Annotated in this window: 16 protein-coding genes and 1 pseudogene; all 17 read right to left on the bottom strand. The window is 33.9% G+C overall.

The annotated features are described in order from the left end of the window. Positions 1-181: 181 nt before the first annotated feature. Positions 182-781, bottom strand: a complete 600-nt coding sequence (locus tag RT261_RS09815) for a regulatory protein RecX (RefSeq protein ID WP_313132167.1) — start codon at positions 779-781, stop codon at positions 182-184. Positions 782-894: 113 nt separating this feature from the next. Beyond that, positions 895-1953: a recombinase RecA gene (gene recA / locus RT261_RS09810; protein ID WP_313132166.1), complete on the bottom strand. Its 1059-nt coding sequence runs from the start codon at positions 1951-1953 to the stop codon at positions 895-897. A gap of 494 nt (positions 1954-2447) precedes the next feature. Then, complete coding sequence (locus RT261_RS09805; protein WP_313132164.1) at positions 2448-2699, bottom strand: hypothetical protein; 252 nt, start codon at positions 2697-2699, stop codon at positions 2448-2450. Between the two features lie 7 nt (positions 2700-2706). Further along, positions 2707-3042: pseudogene (locus tag RT261_RS09800) on the bottom strand (hypothetical protein); the annotation flags it as partial. 188 nt (positions 3043-3230) lie between these two features. Beyond that, positions 3231-4451: a threonine ammonia-lyase gene (ilvA, locus tag RT261_RS09795; RefSeq protein WP_313132162.1), complete on the bottom strand. Its 1221-nt coding sequence runs from the start codon at positions 4449-4451 to the stop codon at positions 3231-3233. A 15-nt stretch (positions 4452-4466) separates the two neighbouring features. Beyond that, positions 4467-5387, bottom strand: coding sequence for a signal recognition particle-docking protein FtsY (gene ftsY / locus RT261_RS09790; RefSeq protein WP_313132160.1), 921 nt, complete (start codon positions 5385-5387; stop codon positions 4467-4469). 17 nt (positions 5388-5404) lie between these two features. Then, complete coding sequence (gene smc, locus RT261_RS09785; RefSeq protein ID WP_313132159.1) at positions 5405-8965, bottom strand: chromosome segregation protein SMC; 3561 nt, start codon at positions 8963-8965, stop codon at positions 5405-5407. A gap of 15 nt (positions 8966-8980) precedes the next feature. Continuing rightward, on the bottom strand, positions 8981-9694 hold the full coding sequence (rnc, locus tag RT261_RS09780) for a ribonuclease III (protein WP_313132158.1): 714 nt from the start codon (positions 9692-9694) through the stop codon (positions 8981-8983). 262 nt (positions 9695-9956) lie between these two features. Further along, positions 9957-10187, bottom strand: a complete 231-nt coding sequence (gene acpP / locus RT261_RS09775; RefSeq protein ID WP_313132156.1) for an acyl carrier protein — start codon at positions 10185-10187, stop codon at positions 9957-9959. A 26-nt stretch (positions 10188-10213) separates the two neighbouring features. Then, the gene (plsX, locus tag RT261_RS09770; RefSeq protein WP_313132288.1) at positions 10214-11215 is read right to left on the bottom strand and encodes a phosphate acyltransferase PlsX; all 1002 of its coding nucleotides are present in this window, start codon (positions 11213-11215) and stop codon (positions 10214-10216) included. A 275-nt stretch (positions 11216-11490) separates the two neighbouring features. Continuing rightward, a complete protein-coding gene (locus RT261_RS09765) occupies positions 11491-11937 on the bottom strand; it encodes a hypothetical protein (protein ID WP_313132155.1) in 447 nt (148 codons plus the stop codon). Positions 11938-12126: 189 nt separating this feature from the next. Then, the gene (locus RT261_RS09760) at positions 12127-12906 is read right to left on the bottom strand and encodes a CheR family methyltransferase (protein ID WP_313132154.1); all 780 of its coding nucleotides are present in this window, start codon (positions 12904-12906) and stop codon (positions 12127-12129) included. Between the two features lie 86 nt (positions 12907-12992). Then, the gene (gene rpsA, locus RT261_RS09755; RefSeq protein ID WP_313132152.1) at positions 12993-14096 is read right to left on the bottom strand and encodes a 30S ribosomal protein S1; all 1104 of its coding nucleotides are present in this window, start codon (positions 14094-14096) and stop codon (positions 12993-12995) included. After that, entirely contained in the window at positions 14084-14929 is an 846-nt protein-coding gene (gene ispH / locus RT261_RS09750) for a 4-hydroxy-3-methylbut-2-enyl diphosphate reductase (RefSeq protein ID WP_313132151.1), read from the bottom strand. The genes rpsA and ispH overlap by 13 nt, the downstream gene beginning before the upstream one ends. 70 nt (positions 14930-14999) lie before the next feature. Beyond that, entirely contained in the window at positions 15000-15677 is a 678-nt protein-coding gene (gene cmk / locus RT261_RS09745; RefSeq protein WP_331665448.1) for a (d)CMP kinase, read from the bottom strand. 75 nt (positions 15678-15752) lie between these two features. Continuing rightward, entirely contained in the window at positions 15753-17003 is a 1251-nt protein-coding gene (locus RT261_RS09740) for an NAD(P)/FAD-dependent oxidoreductase (protein WP_313132149.1), read from the bottom strand. A 220-nt stretch (positions 17004-17223) separates the two neighbouring features. Beyond that, entirely contained in the window at positions 17224-17853 is a 630-nt protein-coding gene (locus RT261_RS09735; protein ID WP_313132147.1) for a hypothetical protein, read from the bottom strand. Positions 17854-17958 lie beyond the last annotated feature (105 nt).

Below are 17958 nucleotides of genomic sequence, written 5' to 3'. Positions count from 1 at the left end.
CAATTAAATTCCAATGGTTTCTACCAAAATCAGCTATTTTAACAAAAATAAAATTGTTGAATGCTAAAAATTTTTTAGCAGCTTTATATATGCAAAAACTTGCAAAGCAAGATAACATCTCACTTTGCAAGTTATAATGCAATGCTTATAATACAAATAGAAAGCCCTATATGAAACTCTTTTAATTATAAATTTTAGTATATTTTTGAATTAAATCCATTTTGAAGCCCTTTCGATAAAGAGAAGAAGCTAATTTCATCTTTTCCTCTTGGGACAAGGAATCTATATCCGTTGTTTTCTTTGCTACTGCTTTTTGAATTGCTAGCTCTTCGTCATCATACTCTTCCTCAAAAGCCAGTTCTATGTATTCTTTACGAATACCTTTTTGTGAAAGCTCAGTCTGTAATTGCCGCTTGCTTTTCGTATTCTTTTTAAATCGAATATAATTCATGGCATATCGTTCATCATCAAGGTAATGAAACTTTTTTACATAATCAATAGCAGATTCAATGATAGTTTCCGTATAATCAGCCTGTTTTAACTTTTGTCTAAGTTCCTGCTCGGTTCTATCCATATATTTTAAAATTGCCATAGCTTTTTGTTTTGCTCTCCGCAATACTGTATTCTCAATAATCTCCGTGTAAACCTTTTCTGAAATCGGTTCATCTTCCTGTAACTTGTAAACACGAATGTCTTCTAGATACAATAAAAAATGATATTCCCCATCAATATAAACTTTTACTTTTCCCTTGGTTAGTCCTTCCAGCTTTGTTACAATCATAATGTCTCCCTTAAAGAATAAAGGGGCCGTTGCAATTATACAACTGCAATTATGTAGCAGCAATCATGCAACAGCCCCTGTTTATGATATTATAAATAATGTATTATTATTAATTATTCTTTAGTTTCTTTCGCAGCTTTCGCTTCTTTTTCATTCTTAGGTTCTTCGTTACTATCTGCAGAAATATTATATTTTTCACGTACTTTCTTCTCAACTTCTACAAATATATCTGGATTTTCTTTTAAATATGTCTTAGCATTTTCTCTACCCTGGCCAATCTTAGCATCATTATAAGCATACCAAGCTCCACTCTTTATAATAATGTTCTCATTGGCAGCCAGATCAAGCACATCTCCTTCTCTGGAGATACCCTGACCAAACATAATATCGAATTCTGCCTCTTTGAAAGGAGGGGCAATCTTATTCTTAACTACTTTAACTCTTGTTCTGTTACCTATAATCTCTCCGCCTTGTTTTAAGGATTCTATTCTCCTAACATCCAAACGAATGGAAGAATAGAACTTAAGTGCTCTACCGCCGGTAGTTGTCTCCGGATTACCAAACATTACACCAACTTTTTCACGAAGCTGATTGATAAATACAACAATACAATTGGACTTGCTTATTACAGCCGTTAATTTTCTAAGTGCCTGAGACATTAATCTCGCTTGTAAACCCACATGGGAGTCACCCATATCCCCATCAATTTCTGCTTTGGGAACCAATGCGGCTACAGAGTCAACAATAACAATATCAACTGCACCGGAACGTACCATAGTTTCTGTAATCTCTAAAGCTTGTTCCCCGTTATCCGGCTGTGAAATATATAAATTATCAATATCAACACCTATGTTTTTCGCATAAGCAGGATCAAGAGCATGTTCTGCGTCTATAAATCCTGCGATTCCTCCACTCTTTTGAACTTCAGCTACCATATGTAATGCAACAGTGGTTTTACCACTTGATTCAGGCCCATAAATTTCAATAATTCTTCCCTTGGGAACACCGCCAAGTCCCAGTGCAATATCTAAGCTAAGAGAGCCGGTTGGAATAGTCTCAATATTCATGTGAGCTGCGGTATCTCCTAATTTCATAACCGAACCTTTTCCATACTGCTTCTCTATCTGTGCTAATGCAGATTCCAATGCTTTCGCTTTATCTTCCTTTATCATACTCATTCTCCTTTTCGTTCACGAACTAATGTTCTTGTTATTATAATAGCCTATTCTAATCTTTTTGTCAATATACAAACTTTATTTCGTCCTAAATTTTGAATACCAACTAGCACGCATATAGAAAAATATGCCCGAAACATATTAGACAAGACCACCCCCTCTGACAAGAATTTAAAAAATTATATTCTATTCCCTATAGAATAATCTTCTAATCCTTATAATTAAAATTTAAAAGGAAATTATAACCAGATAGTAAAACGTTGAAAAAAAGATTCTTAGAAATTAGAATGAATGTAAGAATAAGGATATTATACCAAAATAATATTATGTTGTAAATAGCTTGTTCTGAAAAAAATTAAAAAGAATTCAAAGAATTCAAATTCAAATGAATTCCAAAAGTACTTTGGCAGCAAGGGTTTTATTAATCTAATTAATAGGAAATCAATATATTAAAAATGTAATCCATAATAGATTTACATCTATTATGAATTTCATTTTATACAAAGTTTAGCATATTCGTAATCCTTTTTATGAACATAGAAAATATATTCATATGCATGGTTCATATCCTGACCGATAATTGCGATATTTCCTCTCATTCTGCTATCTTGACCTTTAACTCTTAAACGATACTCTATTTTTTCAGATTTAAGTATTTCCCTTATACTTACCTGCTTTTCCATAGAATAAGTTATTGCTAATTCTTTTCTGTTAAATATGGTAATCATTGAAGCTCCTTTCATATACCTCTTAAATTTGTTCCTGTCTATCCTCCAGAAATGGTTCATACATCATTAACGCATGATTTTCTGTTACATATTCATCTGCAATCTCTTTATTATGTATATCGTATACTTTTCTAGATATAACATTATGTCTGCTATATTTTCCAAATAGCTCTTTCTTCATATAATGCTCTTTTTCATAGACTTCATAGAATTCTCCAGGCCGGTTATTGACTCTAATGGAACCACAAAGATCTGAATCTGTAAGCCACACTTTTAATTGGCAAGGCTGATTTGTATCATTACGAATCAGCAAGTCCCTGTAATTGTAGACACAGGTTGCACCACTGCCAAAGGGCTGGGTTCGATTGCTGTCAGGAAATACGAATGAATTACTACCATATTCTTCTACCTAAGTCCGGTCTGGTTCCAAAGAAACCACATCAATACTTGAAACAGAGCCTAAAAAAGAGTGAAAAATCTCAGTATATTCTGAGGCTCTTCACTCTTTTCCTTGATAACAGGCGTTCTGTTTTTAATTGGTATATTCTAAAGGTATAAATTCTTAGGTGGAACAACCTTAGCATTATATCCTTTGTCTATTAAGGCTTTTACAATGGTATCCTTATGTTCATGTCCGAAAGCTTCCATGGTAATAGTAAGTTCTACTGCGCTATTTCTGTTAATACTTACAAACTGATTATGATCTAATCGGATGACATTTCCTTTATTTTCTGCTACTACCTTTGTAACATTTACTAATTCACCAGGTCTGTCCGGAAGAAGTACGGATACTGTAAATATACGACCTCTTAGAATTAAACCGTTCTGAACAACAGAGGATACGGTTATTACGTCCATGTTGCCGCCGCTTAAGATAGAGACAACTTTCTTATTCTTACAATTTAATTGTTTTAATGCACCTACTGTTAATAACCCGGAATTTTCAACAAGCATTTTATGATTTTCAATCATATCCAGGAAAGATACAATTAGTTCATGATCATCCACCGTTATAATATCATCTATATTCTTTTGAATGTAAGGAAATATTGCTGAACCGGGAGTCTTAACGGCAGTACCGTCTGCTATGGTATTTACCCCAGGCAATGTAACAATATGCCCTGATTTTAGAGATTCCTGCATACAATTGGCACCCATAGGTTCCACACCAATTACTTTCACATTAGGATTTAATAACTTGGCCAAAGTTGAAACGCCGGCTGCCAACCCGCCTCCTCCGATTGGCACTAAGATGATATCTACCGTTGGAAGCTCCTTAAAGATTTCCATAGCAATGGTTCCCTGACCAGTAGCCAGGACTTCATCATTAAAAGGATGAATGAATGTATAACCTTTCTCTTCTCCTAATTGCATAGCATATTGATAAGCATCATCATACACATCACCATATAAAATAACGTCAGCCCCATAACCTTTTGTTCTATTAACTTTAATAAGTGGTGTTGTAGTAGGCATAACAACCGTAGCTTTTGCATTGTATAACTTAGCTGCATAGGCAACTCCCTGTGCATGATTACCAGCGGAAGCAGTGATTAAACCTTTATCTCTCTCTTCCTGGGATAATGTACTTATCTTGTAGTATGCACCTCTTACTTTATATGCTCCGGTATATTGCATATTCTCAGGTTTTAAATAAACTGCATTACCTGATTGTTCTGAAAAATATTCACTATAAACCAGTTTTGTTCTTAAGGTAACTTTTTTTACTAATTCAGCAGCTTCCTCAAATTTTTCCAATGTCATCATAGCCTTTGTCTCCTTTTAGTTAAATAACGCATTTACAAAGTCTTCAGCGTTAAATTTCTGTAAGTCCTCAATATGTTCTCCTATTCCAATATATTTTACAGGGATGCCCAGCTCAGACTGTATGGCAATGGCAATTCCTCCTTTTGCCGTTCCATCCAGCTTTGTTAATATAATACCGGTAATTTCGGCCACTTCATTAAACTCTTTTGCCTGTGACAGAGCATTTTGTCCGGTAGTACCATCTAATACTACCAAGGTTTCACGATAGGCATCCGGATATTCCCTGGTAATAACACGGTCAATTTTCTTAAGCTCTTCCATTAAATTTTTCTTATTATGAAGTCTTCCTGCCGTATCGCAAATTAATACATCCGCATTACGGGCTTTTGCAGCCATAATTGCGTCGTAAATAACTGCCGCAGGATCAGAACCTTCCTGCTGTGCAATAATTTCTACTCCGGCTCGGTTGGACCATTCTGTTAACTGTTCAATAGCAGCGGCACGGAAAGTATCTGCGGCAGCAACTAAAACCTTTATACCTTGTTCTTTTAATTGGCCCGCTAATTTACCAACGGAGGTTGTTTTGCCAACACCGTTAACACCAATTAACATTACAATGGATTTACGGTTTTCAAATTCATAAGCAGTTTCTTTCACTTCCATCTGCTCTTTGATACTTTGAATTAATAATTCTTTACACTCTTTTGGTTCTTTGATCTTTAATTCTTTTACTTTAGATTTTAAATTATTGATAATTGAGGTTGTTGTATTAATACCCAAATCAGCCATAATTAAGATTTCTTCCAATTCTTCGTAAAAATCTTCATCAATACTTGAAAATCCATTAAAAATCGAATCAATACCTGCTACAATATTGTCTCTTGTTTTGGAAAGTCCAGCCACCAATCGGCCGAAAAAACCTTTCTTTTCTCCCATGAATTCACTCCTTAACTTTACTTATCTAATTCATTTTCTATTAAATTAACAGATACCAGGGTGGATACACCTTTTTCCTGCATGGTAATACCATATAGAATATCTGCTGCGGACATAGTGCCTCTTCTATGAGTAATAACAATAAATTGTGTATGTTCTGTTAATTTATGTAAATATTCTGCAAATCGTTTCACATTGGCATCATCTAAAGCAGCTTCAATTTCATCCAACAGACAGAATGGAGAAGGCTTTAGGTTCTGAATTGCAAATAATAAGGATATGGCTGTTAAAGCTTTTTCACCACCGGATAACTGAAGCATATTCTGTAATTTCTTGCCCGGCGGCTGAGAAGTAATAATAATTCCGGCTTCCAGGATATCATCATCTTCTGTTAATTCCAAGGTTGCTTTACCACCGCCAAATAATTGTTTAAATACCAAATCAAATTGTATTCTAATTGCCCGGAATTTCTCTTCAAATTGCTTACGCATTTCGTCATCTAATTCCCTGATAATTTCCACAAGAGTTTCTTCTGCCTTTCGGATATCATCCCTTTGGGTTTTTAAGAAGATATACCGTTCTGATAAGTTCTTATAATCCTCAATGGCATTTACATTAACATCACCAAGATTCTTAATTTTTCCTTTTAATTCAGATATATTTTTCTTGGTTTGCGGCAAGTTAGTAATGGAATCATCCTTTATTACCAAGGCAGAACTATAGGTAAGCTCATATTCTTCCCACATATAATTAATCTTTTCATCCATTTGTTCCAACAACTTTTCTAATTGATTGGATAGACGATAAGCTTCTTTATCCAAGTTGTTCATCTCTTGTGACAACTCTTCTCTCTTTTGTATGAAAGCCTTATGATTCTTAGTTATTTCCTCTTTCATACCATTTAATTCTATGATTTTCTCTTCCAAGGATGAAGTCCTTTGATGTAATAGCTCAATATCTTTTTCAGTGCTTTTAATATTTTCAAGCTTTTCCTGAATCTGTACTTCCGAATTCTCTTTTGCTTTATTTAATTCTGAAGCTTCTTCGTACAATCTTTCCAGTTCCCGCTTAATACGTCTAATATGTTCCAAAGTATTCTGATTACGTTGTTCCAATGCTGAAAAATCAATACGAATAGATGAGGCTTTATCATTTAAGTTTTGTTCTTCTTGTTTTTCCTTTTCCAGCAGGCCATTGAACTCTTCGATTTTACCCTCATTCTCTTTGCTTTTTAATACATTGTCTTTTAAGTCTTCATTCAGTTTATCAATATTTGCATGTAATTCCTTAGACTGTAATTCAATTTCATGAATTTCATTGGTAAACTCATTAAAACTGACCTTACCTTCTTCTTTTTTTGCAATTTCCTGATTCATATTCATTTTAACGGTATTTTGATTTAAATGAAGTTCTTGCAGTTTTATCTTATTCTCTTCTATTTGCTGTCTTATGGAATTTCTTTGATTTTTCTTATCTTCCTTATCCTCAGTTAATTGAACAACCAGTTTAGAAAGGGTTTCTACCCTGTTCTCCAATTCTTCTATTTCACGGCGCCTGCTCAGTAGATTACTTGAATTCTTATAAGCACCACCGGATAAAGAGCCTCCTGGATTTAATAATTCTCCCTCCAGGGTAACAATACGCAATGTCTGGTTATATTTCTTTGCCAGACGTAATGCATTATCTATATGATCAACCACAATATTTCTGCCAAGTAAGTAACCCATCAAGTCCCGGAATTTAGGATCCGTTTCTACCAAAGTATTGGCATAACCGATTACCCCATCTTCCTTAAGAATCTTATCGGAATTATTCAATTCTTTATAGGCAATATTGGTTAATGGTAAGAAAGTAGCACGTCCATATTTATTCTTCTTTAAATAATCAATAAGACCTTTGGCAGTTTCTTCTGTTTCTGTAACAATATTCTGAATATTTCCGCCTAAAGCGATTTCAATAGCCGTTTCATATTGTGAGTCTACTTTAATAATATCTGCAACAACACCAATAATGCCAGATACGGTATCTTTCCTCTCCATTACCTTTCGAATGCTGTTACCATAGCCTTCATAACGCTCGGTCAGGTTCTTTAAAGATTCCAGTTTTGATTTCTCTTTGTGGTATTCTTGTTGTTTTTCAATAACTTGAGCAGACAATTGATCAATCTCTGTCTGCAGCTCTACTATATTGAATTCCACTTGCTGGTTCTTGGTATTTAAATCGTGGATTTCAGTTACAATTTGATTTAGATTCTCTTCTTGTTCTTTAATGACAATATCAATGAGAGCTTCTTCACTTTTATTTTTTAAAAGCTTTTGATTTAATTCTACTTTTTTAATATTATTTTGTTCCAAAATAGTTTCATAACGTTGCAGATTGGACTTAATAGTAGCGTTTTCACTTAAGAATTCAAATATTTCACTATTACATTCTTCAATTTGTTTTGTGAAACCAGCTATATTTTCACGTACTTTTTCTAATTCAGACGTAATCGCTGACTGATTATCATCTAAGTTATCTATTTTTAAATCTATTTCTCTTTTTTCTTTAATATAGCCTTCCTGTTCTGACTTTTTGGAACTAATATCCTTATTAATTGTTTCGATTCTGGATTGGTAATGAAGATCATTTTGCTCTATAGCAAGAATTTGTTCATTTAATACTTTAATGGCACCTTCCTGCTTTTCCTTGTTTAATTTGCATTCGTTAAAGGCGTTCTTATTCTCCTCCAGCTCTCTGTCGCAGGCTTCCATCTTTAGTTCTAGCTTTTCATATTCTTCTTTGGTGTTCTCATAGCCGCGGGTGGCAGAAGTTAAATGCTCTTTTACAATTTGCAGTTTTTCTTCTATCTGGGCTTTGGATTCCCCCATATTGCCATGTTCCATAAGAAACAAATTAACATCTAAGGTTTTTAATTCTTCCCTTAATTTTAGATATTCTCTGGCCACCTTAGATTGTCCCTCTAATGGTCCAATCTGTTTTTCAATCTCAGATAAAATATCATTAACTCTGCATAGGTTTTGTCTTTCTTCCTCTAAATTCTTCTCAGCAGTATTTTTTCGTTTCTTAAATTTAACAATACCGGCAGCTTCATCAAATAATTCACGTCTGTCTTCCGGTTTACCGCTTAATATTTTATCTATCTGTCCCTGACCAATTATGGAATAGCCTTCCTTACCAATACCAGTATCTAAAAATAGTTCCTGCACATCTCGAAGTCTACAGGTACCTCCATTAATTAGATATTCACTTTCACCGGAGCGGTATACTCTTCTTGCAACAGTTACTTCTTCATATTCAATAGGGAGTTTATGATCGGAATTATCTAAAGTTATAGCTACATAAGCGTATCCCATTGGCTTTCTGGCTTCAGTACCGGAGAAAATAACATCCTCCATTTTGGAACCTCTGAGCTGTTTTGCACTTTGCTCACCAAGAACCCAGCGGACAGCATCACCTACATTGCTTTTACCACTTCCGTTAGGTCCAACAATTGCTGTTATACCATCATGAAATTCAAAGTTAATTTTATTAGCAAAAGATTTAAAGCCATGTACTTCAATGCTTTTTAAATACATTCATGAATCCCCCGTTTATTTTTTTAGTCCTCTCATCTTCAGAATGGACTGATAAGCCGCTGCCTGTTCCGCAGCTTTTTTGGTTCTGCCAATTCCAACACCTAATTCGGTATTATCCATTAGTGCAGCCACAGTAAAGTTTTTATTGTGATCAGGCCCTTCCTCTTTTATTAATTCATAAGATAATTGTCCTTTGTAGTTGCTTTGCACAATTTCTTGTAAGATAGTCTTGCTATCGAAAAAGAGTTGTTTATTCTCTACATCAGCTAAGATAAATTCGCTGATAAACTCTTTTGCATTAGTAAAACCACCGTCTAAATAGATTGCACCGATTACTGCTTCCAAAGCATCCGATAGTATAGAATGTCTTTCTCTGCCACCGGTAGCTGCTTCTCCCTTGCCTAAAAGGATAAAATCTCCCATCCTAATATCAATAGCACATTGGGCAAGCATTTGTTCACATACCAATCTGGCTCTTAATTTAGTCATATCACCTTCCGGCATCTTAGGATTGTTACGGAAAATGTATTCGCTAGACACCACTTCAAGAACAGCATCACCAAGAAACTCTAATCGTTCATTATTATCCAACTTATTTAAACGTTTCTCATTGGCAAAGGAACTATGAGTCAAAGCATGTCTTAACAACTTTCGGTCATTAAAATGATAACCTATAATATCTTCAAAAGCTTTTAAACGCGTTAATCCAGATGTATCTGTACCAACCATATTTATTAACCTCCAGTCAAAATGTTCTAATATTTTTTAATCATTATAGATCAATTAAAAAATCTTAAGAAAATGTCATTCTAATTTAAATTTCTGCTTATAAAACTTTGTTCTCAAATAAACTGGTTTTTTTACTATAGTATTTTAACCTATTTGAGATTAATAAAACAAGCAAAATTTAAATCAGAATGACACCATAGGAACTTTTTCAGTAATTCTTTTTTCGGATAATCAATCCAATAGAATACGAAATAAAACTTAATTAATTTAAAGCTTTCTTAATTTCCTCTACTGCATCACCAACTGTTACTATATTCTCAGCATCTTCATTGGCAATTTCAATGTCAAACTCTTCTTCAATACCCATAATAATTTGGAAAATATCCAAAGAATCTGCACCTAAATCATCAACAAAAGTTGTTTCCATTGTAATTTCATCTGCTTCCACATTTAATACTTCGCCAATAATTTTCTTTAACTTTTCAAATTCCATAATAATCACCTTTCATCTTTTACCTTTTATTCTTTTTCTTGAATATAAATGCTTATTTTTTCATTAATTTCCTGTTCTACAAATGTTAAACATTGGATAATTGAATTCTTAATCTCAATACTTTTTGAACTACCATGGGTCTTTACTACAAGTCCATTTAGTCCAAGCAGCGGTGCTCCGCCATATTCGGATGCGTCAAAAGACTTTAAAGTCTCTTTTAAAGCAGGTTTACTAAGTAATGCTCCTATTTTACTTCTCGTAGTACTCATTAGTCCAGTTTTAATTTTACCCATTAATGCACTTCCAAGTCCTTCGTAAAGCTTTAAAATTACATTTCCCACAAATGCCTCACAGACAATAACGTCTGCACCACCATGGGGAATATCCCTGGCCTCAATGCTTCCTATAAAATTAATATCATTACAATTTTTAAGAAGTGGAAATGTTTCTTTTACTAACATATTTCCTTTTTCTTCTTCAGCACCTATATTCACAATCGCTACTCTTGGATTTTTGATGCCAACAACATGTTCCATATATACAGAACCCATTTTCGCAAATTGTACTAAATGTGATGCTCTTGCATCAACATTGGCACCACAGTCTACCAGTAAAGAAACTCCATTTATGGTTGGAATCAGTGGTGCTAGCGGTGGTCTTTCTACACCTTTTATTCTACCTATAATTAATTGCCCACCTACTAAAACAGCGCCAGTACTTCCGGCAGAAACAAATGCATCTGCTTCACCGTTTTTAACAAGATTCAGTGCAACAACAATAGAAGATTCTTTTTTACGTCTTATCGCCATTACAGGTGCTTCTTCATTGGTAATTACTTCATTGGCATTTACAATTGATAAACGTTCTTTATCGTAAGTATAATTGCTTAATTCAGCATTGATTGCTTCTTCCTTACCAACCAGTATTACCTGTATATCTTCTCTTTCGTTGATTGCTTCAACTGTGCCTTTCACAATTTCGCCGGGTGCGTTATCCCCACCCATTGCGTCAACGGCAACTCTTACCATTCTCTTCATAGTTGGCTCCCATCTGCACAATGCGCATATTTACATACTGTATACTCTCCTTCATATCCCCCTGCCAGTATCTATACATCAATATACTAGATATTATTATAAAAATCAACACTAAATTGTTAAAATATATTACCGGTAAAGATACATGAAATTATCCAGGAAAAATAATAAGGGATCAAAGGGAAATCATACGGGCTGTTGTAAACCAATAAACAAAAAATTACAGTTCATTGGTTTTCCAACAGCCACCTTATATTTGACTTTATCTAATTGTTTGAATTATGAAACTCTTCAATAATGTTATCTGCAACTTCAGGATGTGTGTTATGTACATGATTTAGATAGCGGAAATTACTTCCTTCATAGGGTTGAATTTCACCCATTAATCCAACTTCATAACAATTACGTATAATATTTATAATACAATTGTCAAAATGATTATAGGTACAAGATTTACATTGTTTTAGGATATGAGCAATGCCACGCTCTAATTCTTCGGTATTATATAACTTTAAATCGGATATAGGAATATTTTCACTACCACCTTCTACATAAGTGCTTCCGTCTTTCAGGCATTTTGTTATGCATTGCTGGGCATATCCAATAATACAGTCTTTTTTTACGCAACTACCGCACTGCTCCTCAGTAAGGCAGGCTTTACTCAAATCAGAAATCACCTGATTAAAATTAAATTCTTCATATAAAATTCCCATAACTATCTCCTTTTCTTTTGTATTATACAATTTGTAGTTTATAGCATCATTTAATGCTTCTGGCTACACGTAACTAAAAATGCACCCAGAAAGATTAATTATCTTTCAAAGGTGCGTATAGAGCATAAATACAAATTCATTGGAACTATATTGCTAAGTTCCATTATATGCTTACGGGTTTGATAATATCTACATTTTTCTATAGAAAAATGATTTATGTGTGATAAATTGTAAGTTTTGAGGTTGAATAATTTGCTCTGTACTACCCACAAATAATATGCCATCTTTTTTTAGAGATTGATTAAATTTTTTATAAATATCATCTTTTGCTTCTTCTGTAAAATAAATTAATACATTTCTGCATACAATCAAATCGCAATGGCTTGGATATTCATCTTTTAGCAAATTATGATGCTTAAATTCTACACATTGCTTTATACTATCCGAAATCTGATAAGTTTTATCATTGATTTCATGAAAATATTTTGATAAGAATTCATCCGGAATGCCTTTTAAACTCTTTATATTATAAAGACCTAATTTGGCTTTTGACAGAACCTGCTTATCAATATCAGTTGCAATGATTTTGATCCGGGAAAGAGGTATGAATTTAGATAACAGCATGACTAAGGAATATGGTTCATCTCCTGTAGAACATGCCGCACTCCATATCTTTAACTGATTACCAAACTTACTGAATAAGTAAGGTAAAATCTCTCTTTCTAATAGATTCCACTGTTCCGGATTACGGTAAAATTCTGATACATTAATGGTCAAATAATTAATAAATTCTTCGTACATTACTGGATTTTTCTTAATGGTTTCCACATATACGTTATAAGAATCAATTTTATGTTTGGCAATTAATGCATCAATTCTCCGTTTCATTTGACGTTCTTTATATGCATGTAAATCAATTTTAGTTAAACTTAAAATCTGCGCTTTAAAGGCCTCATAATTATCAGTCACAGAGAACCTCCACATTCTCAATACATGTATTTAATGTAACACATAATTATAACATGTGTTTACATATTCTTTAGTATTTATATTATCTATTCTTCAGTAGTTTCAACATTCTCTTCTCTTTGCTCTGTTGCTTCATCAGCTGCATGTAAAGCTTTAATGCTTAAGCTGATCTTCTTTTCCTCTAAGTTAAAGTCAACTACCTGTGCAGTCACTTCTTCTCCAATAGCTAAAACATCAGATGGCTTTTCAACATGTTCTTTGGAAATCTGGGATACATGAAGTAATGCGTCAACACCCGGTTCCAATTCCACAAAAGCACCAAAGTCAGTCATTCTTGCAACTCTTCCTGTTACAACAGTGCCAACAGCATAATTCTCAGCAGCCTTTAACCATGGATTGGTATTCTCAAATTTAAGACTTAGAGCAATTTTTTCACCAGAGATATCTTTAATAAGAACTTTTACAGAATCTCCTACTTTAAATAATTTTTTAGGATTATCTACTCTGCCCCAAGACATTTCTGATATATGAAGAAGACCGTCAGCGCCACCTAAATCAATAAATACACCGAAATCAGTAACGTTCTTTACAACGCCTTCTACTGTCATTCCTACGCTGATTCTTTCGAATAATTCTTTTTGCATAGCTTTTTTCTTCTCAACGATTAATTGCTTACGATCGCCGATAATTCTTCTTCTCTTAGGGTTAAATTCGCTGATTACGAACTCAATTTCTTGTCCTGCATATTTTGCTAAATTCTTTTCATAAGTATCGGAAACTAAGCTTGCAGGAATAAAGATTCTGGCTTCATCAATAATTACACTTAAGCCTCCGTCTAATACTGCAGCAACTTTCGCTTTTAATACTTCTTTGTTGTTAAATGCTTCCTCTAATCTCTTGTTTCCTTTTTCAGCGGCCAATCTTTTATAAGTTAAAAGAACTTGTCCTTCGCCGTCATTTACTTTCAATACTTTGGCTTGCATAACTTCGCCTTCGTGAACAAGTGTAGTTAAATCTACGTTAGGGGTATTAGTATATTCATTTCTAGTAATAATACCATCTGCTTTGTAGCCTATATTTAAGACGATTTCGTCTTCTTTTACACGTATTACAGTGCCCTCTACTACCTCTCCATTGTGTATTGTTTTAAATGATTCCTCTAATAATTGTTCAAAACTCATTTCTGACATGCGGTATGAACCTCCTTGATAATATTGTTTGGGGTGGATGCCCCTGCTGTAATACCTACGCTACGAAAAGATTGGAGTTTCTCCAAATCCAGGTCTCTAAGTGTCTGTATATAGTAAGTATTTTCACATTCTAATTTAGATATTTCGTAAAGCTTTTGGGTATTCGAACTATGCTTGCCACCAATGATAATCATGGCATCTGACTCTTTTGCAAGCTGTCTGACTTCTGTCTGACGTTCTTCAGTAGCATTACATATCGTATTTAAAACAATTATATCATAACCCTTTTTAGAGATAATTTCAACTAAATCTTGAAATTTCTTGTAATTATATGTCGTCTGGGATACAATACATACTGTTTTTCCTTTCGGTATTTTTAAATGCTCAATTTCGTCGGCATTTTTTATTACAGAATAGTTATTTTTTTCACACCATCCCTTGATTCCTTCCACTTCTGGGTGGATATCATTTCCAACGATTACGATATAATGCCCTAATTCACTGTGTTCTTTTACAACCCTATGGATTTTTAATACATAAGGGCAAGTGGCATCAACTAAATTCAGCCCCTGCGCTTTAATGATATCATAGATTTCTCTTGATACACCGTGGGAACGTATAATTATTGTGCCCTCAGTAATTCCTTTTAATTCTTCTATTGTATGAATCAATTCCACACCTTTGGAAGCTAGATCATCCACCACTTCTTCGTTATGAATAATCGGTCCAAAAGTATAGACTTTTTTGCCCTTTTCAGCTTCTTTATAAACCATATCAACAGCTCGTTTTACACCGAAACAAAATCCTGCTGTTTTTGCTAATGTTACTTTCATGACCATGCTCCTTTCAAAGCCTGGAGACTTTGCGGATAGCACAAATCTCCGGTTGAATGAACTTCAACCTTTAACCTATTTCTAGTCTTTCACGGTATAGAGCAATGATAGTATCAACCACTTCTTCTATGTTCATATGGGAGGAATCAACCAGCACCGCATCTTCAGCCTGACAAAGAGGAGATATCTCCCTGTTCATATCTTGTTTGTCCCTGGCTATAATATCTTGTTCAATTTCATCTATATTACAAGGAATACCTTTTAGTCTCAGTTCATTCTGACGTCTTTTGGCCCTTTCTCCGGAATCGGCTGTTAAATATATCTTTAATCCAGCATCGGGAAGTACAACTGTTCCAATGTCTCTTCCATCCATAATAACCGTTCTGATTTTGGCTAAATTTTGCTGTAACTCCACCATTTTTTTTCTAACTTCATAATGTTTTGCCACAGAAGATGCCATTTTTCCTACTTCTTCCTTTCGAAGAAGATTTGTTACATTTTCATTATTTAAAATAACCTGTTGATCCTTATTCTTGTAATCAATAGTAATTTCAAGAGAATCACAAGCTTTTTTTATCTCTTCCTGACTTTCGGTATTTATATTATGTCTTATAAAATACAACGCCACTGCCCGATACATGGCACCTGTATCTACGTATACAATTTGAAGTTTCTTTGCTATACTTTTTGCTATAGTGCTTTTTCCTGCACCTGCAGGTCCGTCAATAGCTATATTTTTATTTATCATTCTACTTGTCCTATCTGCCTTTATTTTGTAAAACCAAATTGGTCATAAATTTATTTTATGATAATTCAATCCAATTTACACTGCGTTTCCTGCAATATATCCGGTTGACCAGGCAATTTGAAGATTAAAGCCACCGGTTAGCGCATCTAAATCAAGTACTTCTCCTGCAAAAAACACATTGGAAACCAATTTGGATTCCATAGTGGATGGATTGATTTCTTTTACTTTTATACCGCCTCTTGTTATAACCGCTTCATTATATTCACGCAAGGTGGTTATATGGAAAGTAAGACCTTTTAATAAGTTAACAAGTCTGATTCTTTCATCTTTAGTAATCAAATTAACTTTTTTTTCTGGATCAATAAAACTTAATGCTATTATAACTGGAATCAGTTTATGTGGCAATAGTTTATCTAACGCATTCTTAAATTGTCTGTTATTAAATTCTCCAAAATCTCTTAAAACCCTGTCATCTAATTGTTCCAGGGTAAGTGCCGGTTTTAAATCTATGGAAAGAGTCAAATCTTTATTCTCCATATAGGGAATACAATAGCTGCTGGCACTTAATATAACGGGCCCGCTGACTCCAAAATGAGTAAATAGCAGCTCTCCAAAGTCTTTATATATCTGTTTCTTTTTTGAAGTAATTTGTATTTCGATGTTTTTTAATGATAAACCCTGCAGTTCTTTTATTGCTTCTATCTCTTTTATATTCATAGGAACTAAAGATGGATTACATTTTGTTATGGTATGGCCCATAGACTTTGCAAATTCATATCCGTCTCCGGTAGAGCCAGTTGTTTTATACGAAAGCCCTCCTGTAGCAATTATGATTTTATCTCCACATAATATATCGGAATTATTCTTTATAACTACACCTTTAAAGGCATTGTTTTCTATTAGTATGTGGTCTACTTCCTGCTCAAAGCGAATATCTACATGTAAGCGGTTTAATTCTCTGGATAATGCAGAAATAACATCGGAAGATTTATCAGATTCGGGAAAAACACGATTACCTCTTTCAATTTTAGTCCTTAATCCCAGCTCTTCAAAGAATGCAATCAGATCATAATTACTAAATGTATAAAAAGCACCATAGAGAAATTTGGAATTTGTAACTACGTTATGAAATAATTCTTCAGTATCGCAGGCATTTGTAATATTACATCTGCCTTTTCCGGTAATATATAATTTTTTACCTAACTTATTGTTCTTCTCCAATAAGATTACTTCATGATTATTCCGGGCAGCAATAATCGCCGCTATCATACCAGCAGCTCCTCCACCTACCACAATTACTTTTTTTCTTGAAAACGCCTCTAGCATATATCCTCTTTTCTCATATGGTATTTCCATATATTTTATCTTTGTAGATTATTTATCTTTAATTTCCCAGGCTATTATAAAACATCTTAAATTCATGATACAAGAAAGAATTTTGACCTCAATAATATGTATATAGTAAAAGTCAAAATTCTTATTGTTTTTATTCATAATCTAAATTAGAAAAATACTATAATCCATATTAAATGACATAAAGTCTATATTATTTGGAGGTGTTTCCATCCAGATATACTTCATTTACTTTAAATTTATAATGGCCTGATTCATAGCTTTTCCCTTCCACCCGGTAAATTACTTTTGGATATTCAGGAAAATTTTCAATGATACTTTGGGCAATGGCATCCAAAATAGTTGTTTCCAGAGAGGATCCCACATTTACCAGTGGTGCCTGATCAGAAAGAAAACTTACAACAACCGTATCTTCTTCTATGAGAATTTTATCAATTCCCACGGTAATAGAACGATCTGCAAAGGAATCCACTACCATATTCACTACCAATTCAGGAGTCAATTCAGTTTCTTCCGGTACTAATGCGATTGCAGGCTCGATTTCAAGGCTGATATCATTAAAAGTATAGATAGGAATTTCTTTATTGGCCACCGGTGCGACGATTTCCTTTTCTCCGGAAGCTTCCGCTTCTTTGTATTCAACCGGATCATCACTTAACGTTTTGGATGTATCTTCTTCTGTTGTCTTCCCTTCTACAGTATCTACTTGTGTGTTTGGTGTACTTTCATTAGATTTGTCAGCGTTGGAAGAACAGGCGGTTATGAATAACATACAAGATATAGATAAAATTATACCTACTTTCATAATTGAGTTCTTTTTCATAAACTTCGCTCCTTACTTAAGTTCAATTAGCTTAAGAGCACTAAATATATTTCTTTTAAAAAGAATTATATTTCAGTATCATCATTAGCATATCAATATATTTAA

Source organism: Anaerocolumna sp. (genome assembly GCF_032079385.1).
GTDB lineage: Bacteria > Bacillota > Clostridia > Lachnospirales > Lachnospiraceae > Anaerocolumna.
The sequence above is the reverse complement of the archived record's forward strand: the minus strand, read 5'-3'. Positions and strand labels throughout refer to the sequence as shown.

Coding starts and splice junctions, on each gene's coding strand:
- RT261_RS09815 (WP_313132167.1), bottom strand. CDS start 781: ATGATTGTAACAAAGCTGGAAGGACTAACCAAGGGAAAAGTAAAAGTT.
- recA (WP_313132166.1), bottom strand. CDS start 1,953: ATGATAAAGGAAGATAAAGCGAAAGCATTGGAATCTGCATTAGCACAG.
- RT261_RS09805 (WP_313132164.1), bottom strand. CDS start 2,699: ATGAAAGGAGCTTCAATGATTACCATATTTAACAGAAAAGAATTAGCA.
- ilvA (WP_313132162.1), bottom strand. CDS start 4,451: ATGATGACATTGGAAAAATTTGAGGAAGCTGCTGAATTAGTAAAAAAA.
- ftsY (WP_313132160.1), bottom strand. CDS start 5,387: ATGGGAGAAAAGAAAGGTTTTTTCGGCCGATTGGTGGCTGGACTTTCC.
- smc (WP_313132159.1), bottom strand. CDS start 8,965: ATGTATTTAAAAAGCATTGAAGTACATGGCTTTAAATCTTTTGCTAAT.
- rnc (WP_313132158.1), bottom strand. CDS start 9,694: ATGGTTGGTACAGATACATCTGGATTAACGCGTTTAAAAGCTTTTGAA.
- acpP (WP_313132156.1), bottom strand. CDS start 10,187: ATGGAATTTGAAAAGTTAAAGAAAATTATTGGCGAAGTATTAAATGTG.
- plsX (WP_313132288.1), bottom strand. CDS start 11,215: ATGGTAAGAGTTGCCGTTGACGCAATGGGTGGGGATAACGCACCCGGC.
- RT261_RS09765 (WP_313132155.1), bottom strand. CDS start 11,937: ATGGGAATTTTATATGAAGAATTTAATTTTAATCAGGTGATTTCTGAT.
- rpsA (WP_313132152.1), bottom strand. CDS start 14,096: ATGTCAGAAATGAGTTTTGAACAATTATTAGAGGAATCATTTAAAACA.
- ispH (WP_313132151.1), bottom strand. CDS start 14,929: ATGAAAGTAACATTAGCAAAAACAGCAGGATTTTGTTTCGGTGTAAAA.
- cmk (WP_331665448.1), bottom strand. CDS start 15,677: ATGATAAATAAAAATATAGCTATTGACGGACCTGCAGGTGCAGGAAAA.
- RT261_RS09740 (WP_313132149.1), bottom strand. CDS start 17,003: ATGCTAGAGGCGTTTTCAAGAAAAAAAGTAATTGTGGTAGGTGGAGGA.
- RT261_RS09735 (WP_313132147.1), bottom strand. CDS start 17,853: ATGAAAAAGAACTCAATTATGAAAGTAGGTATAATTTTATCTATATCT.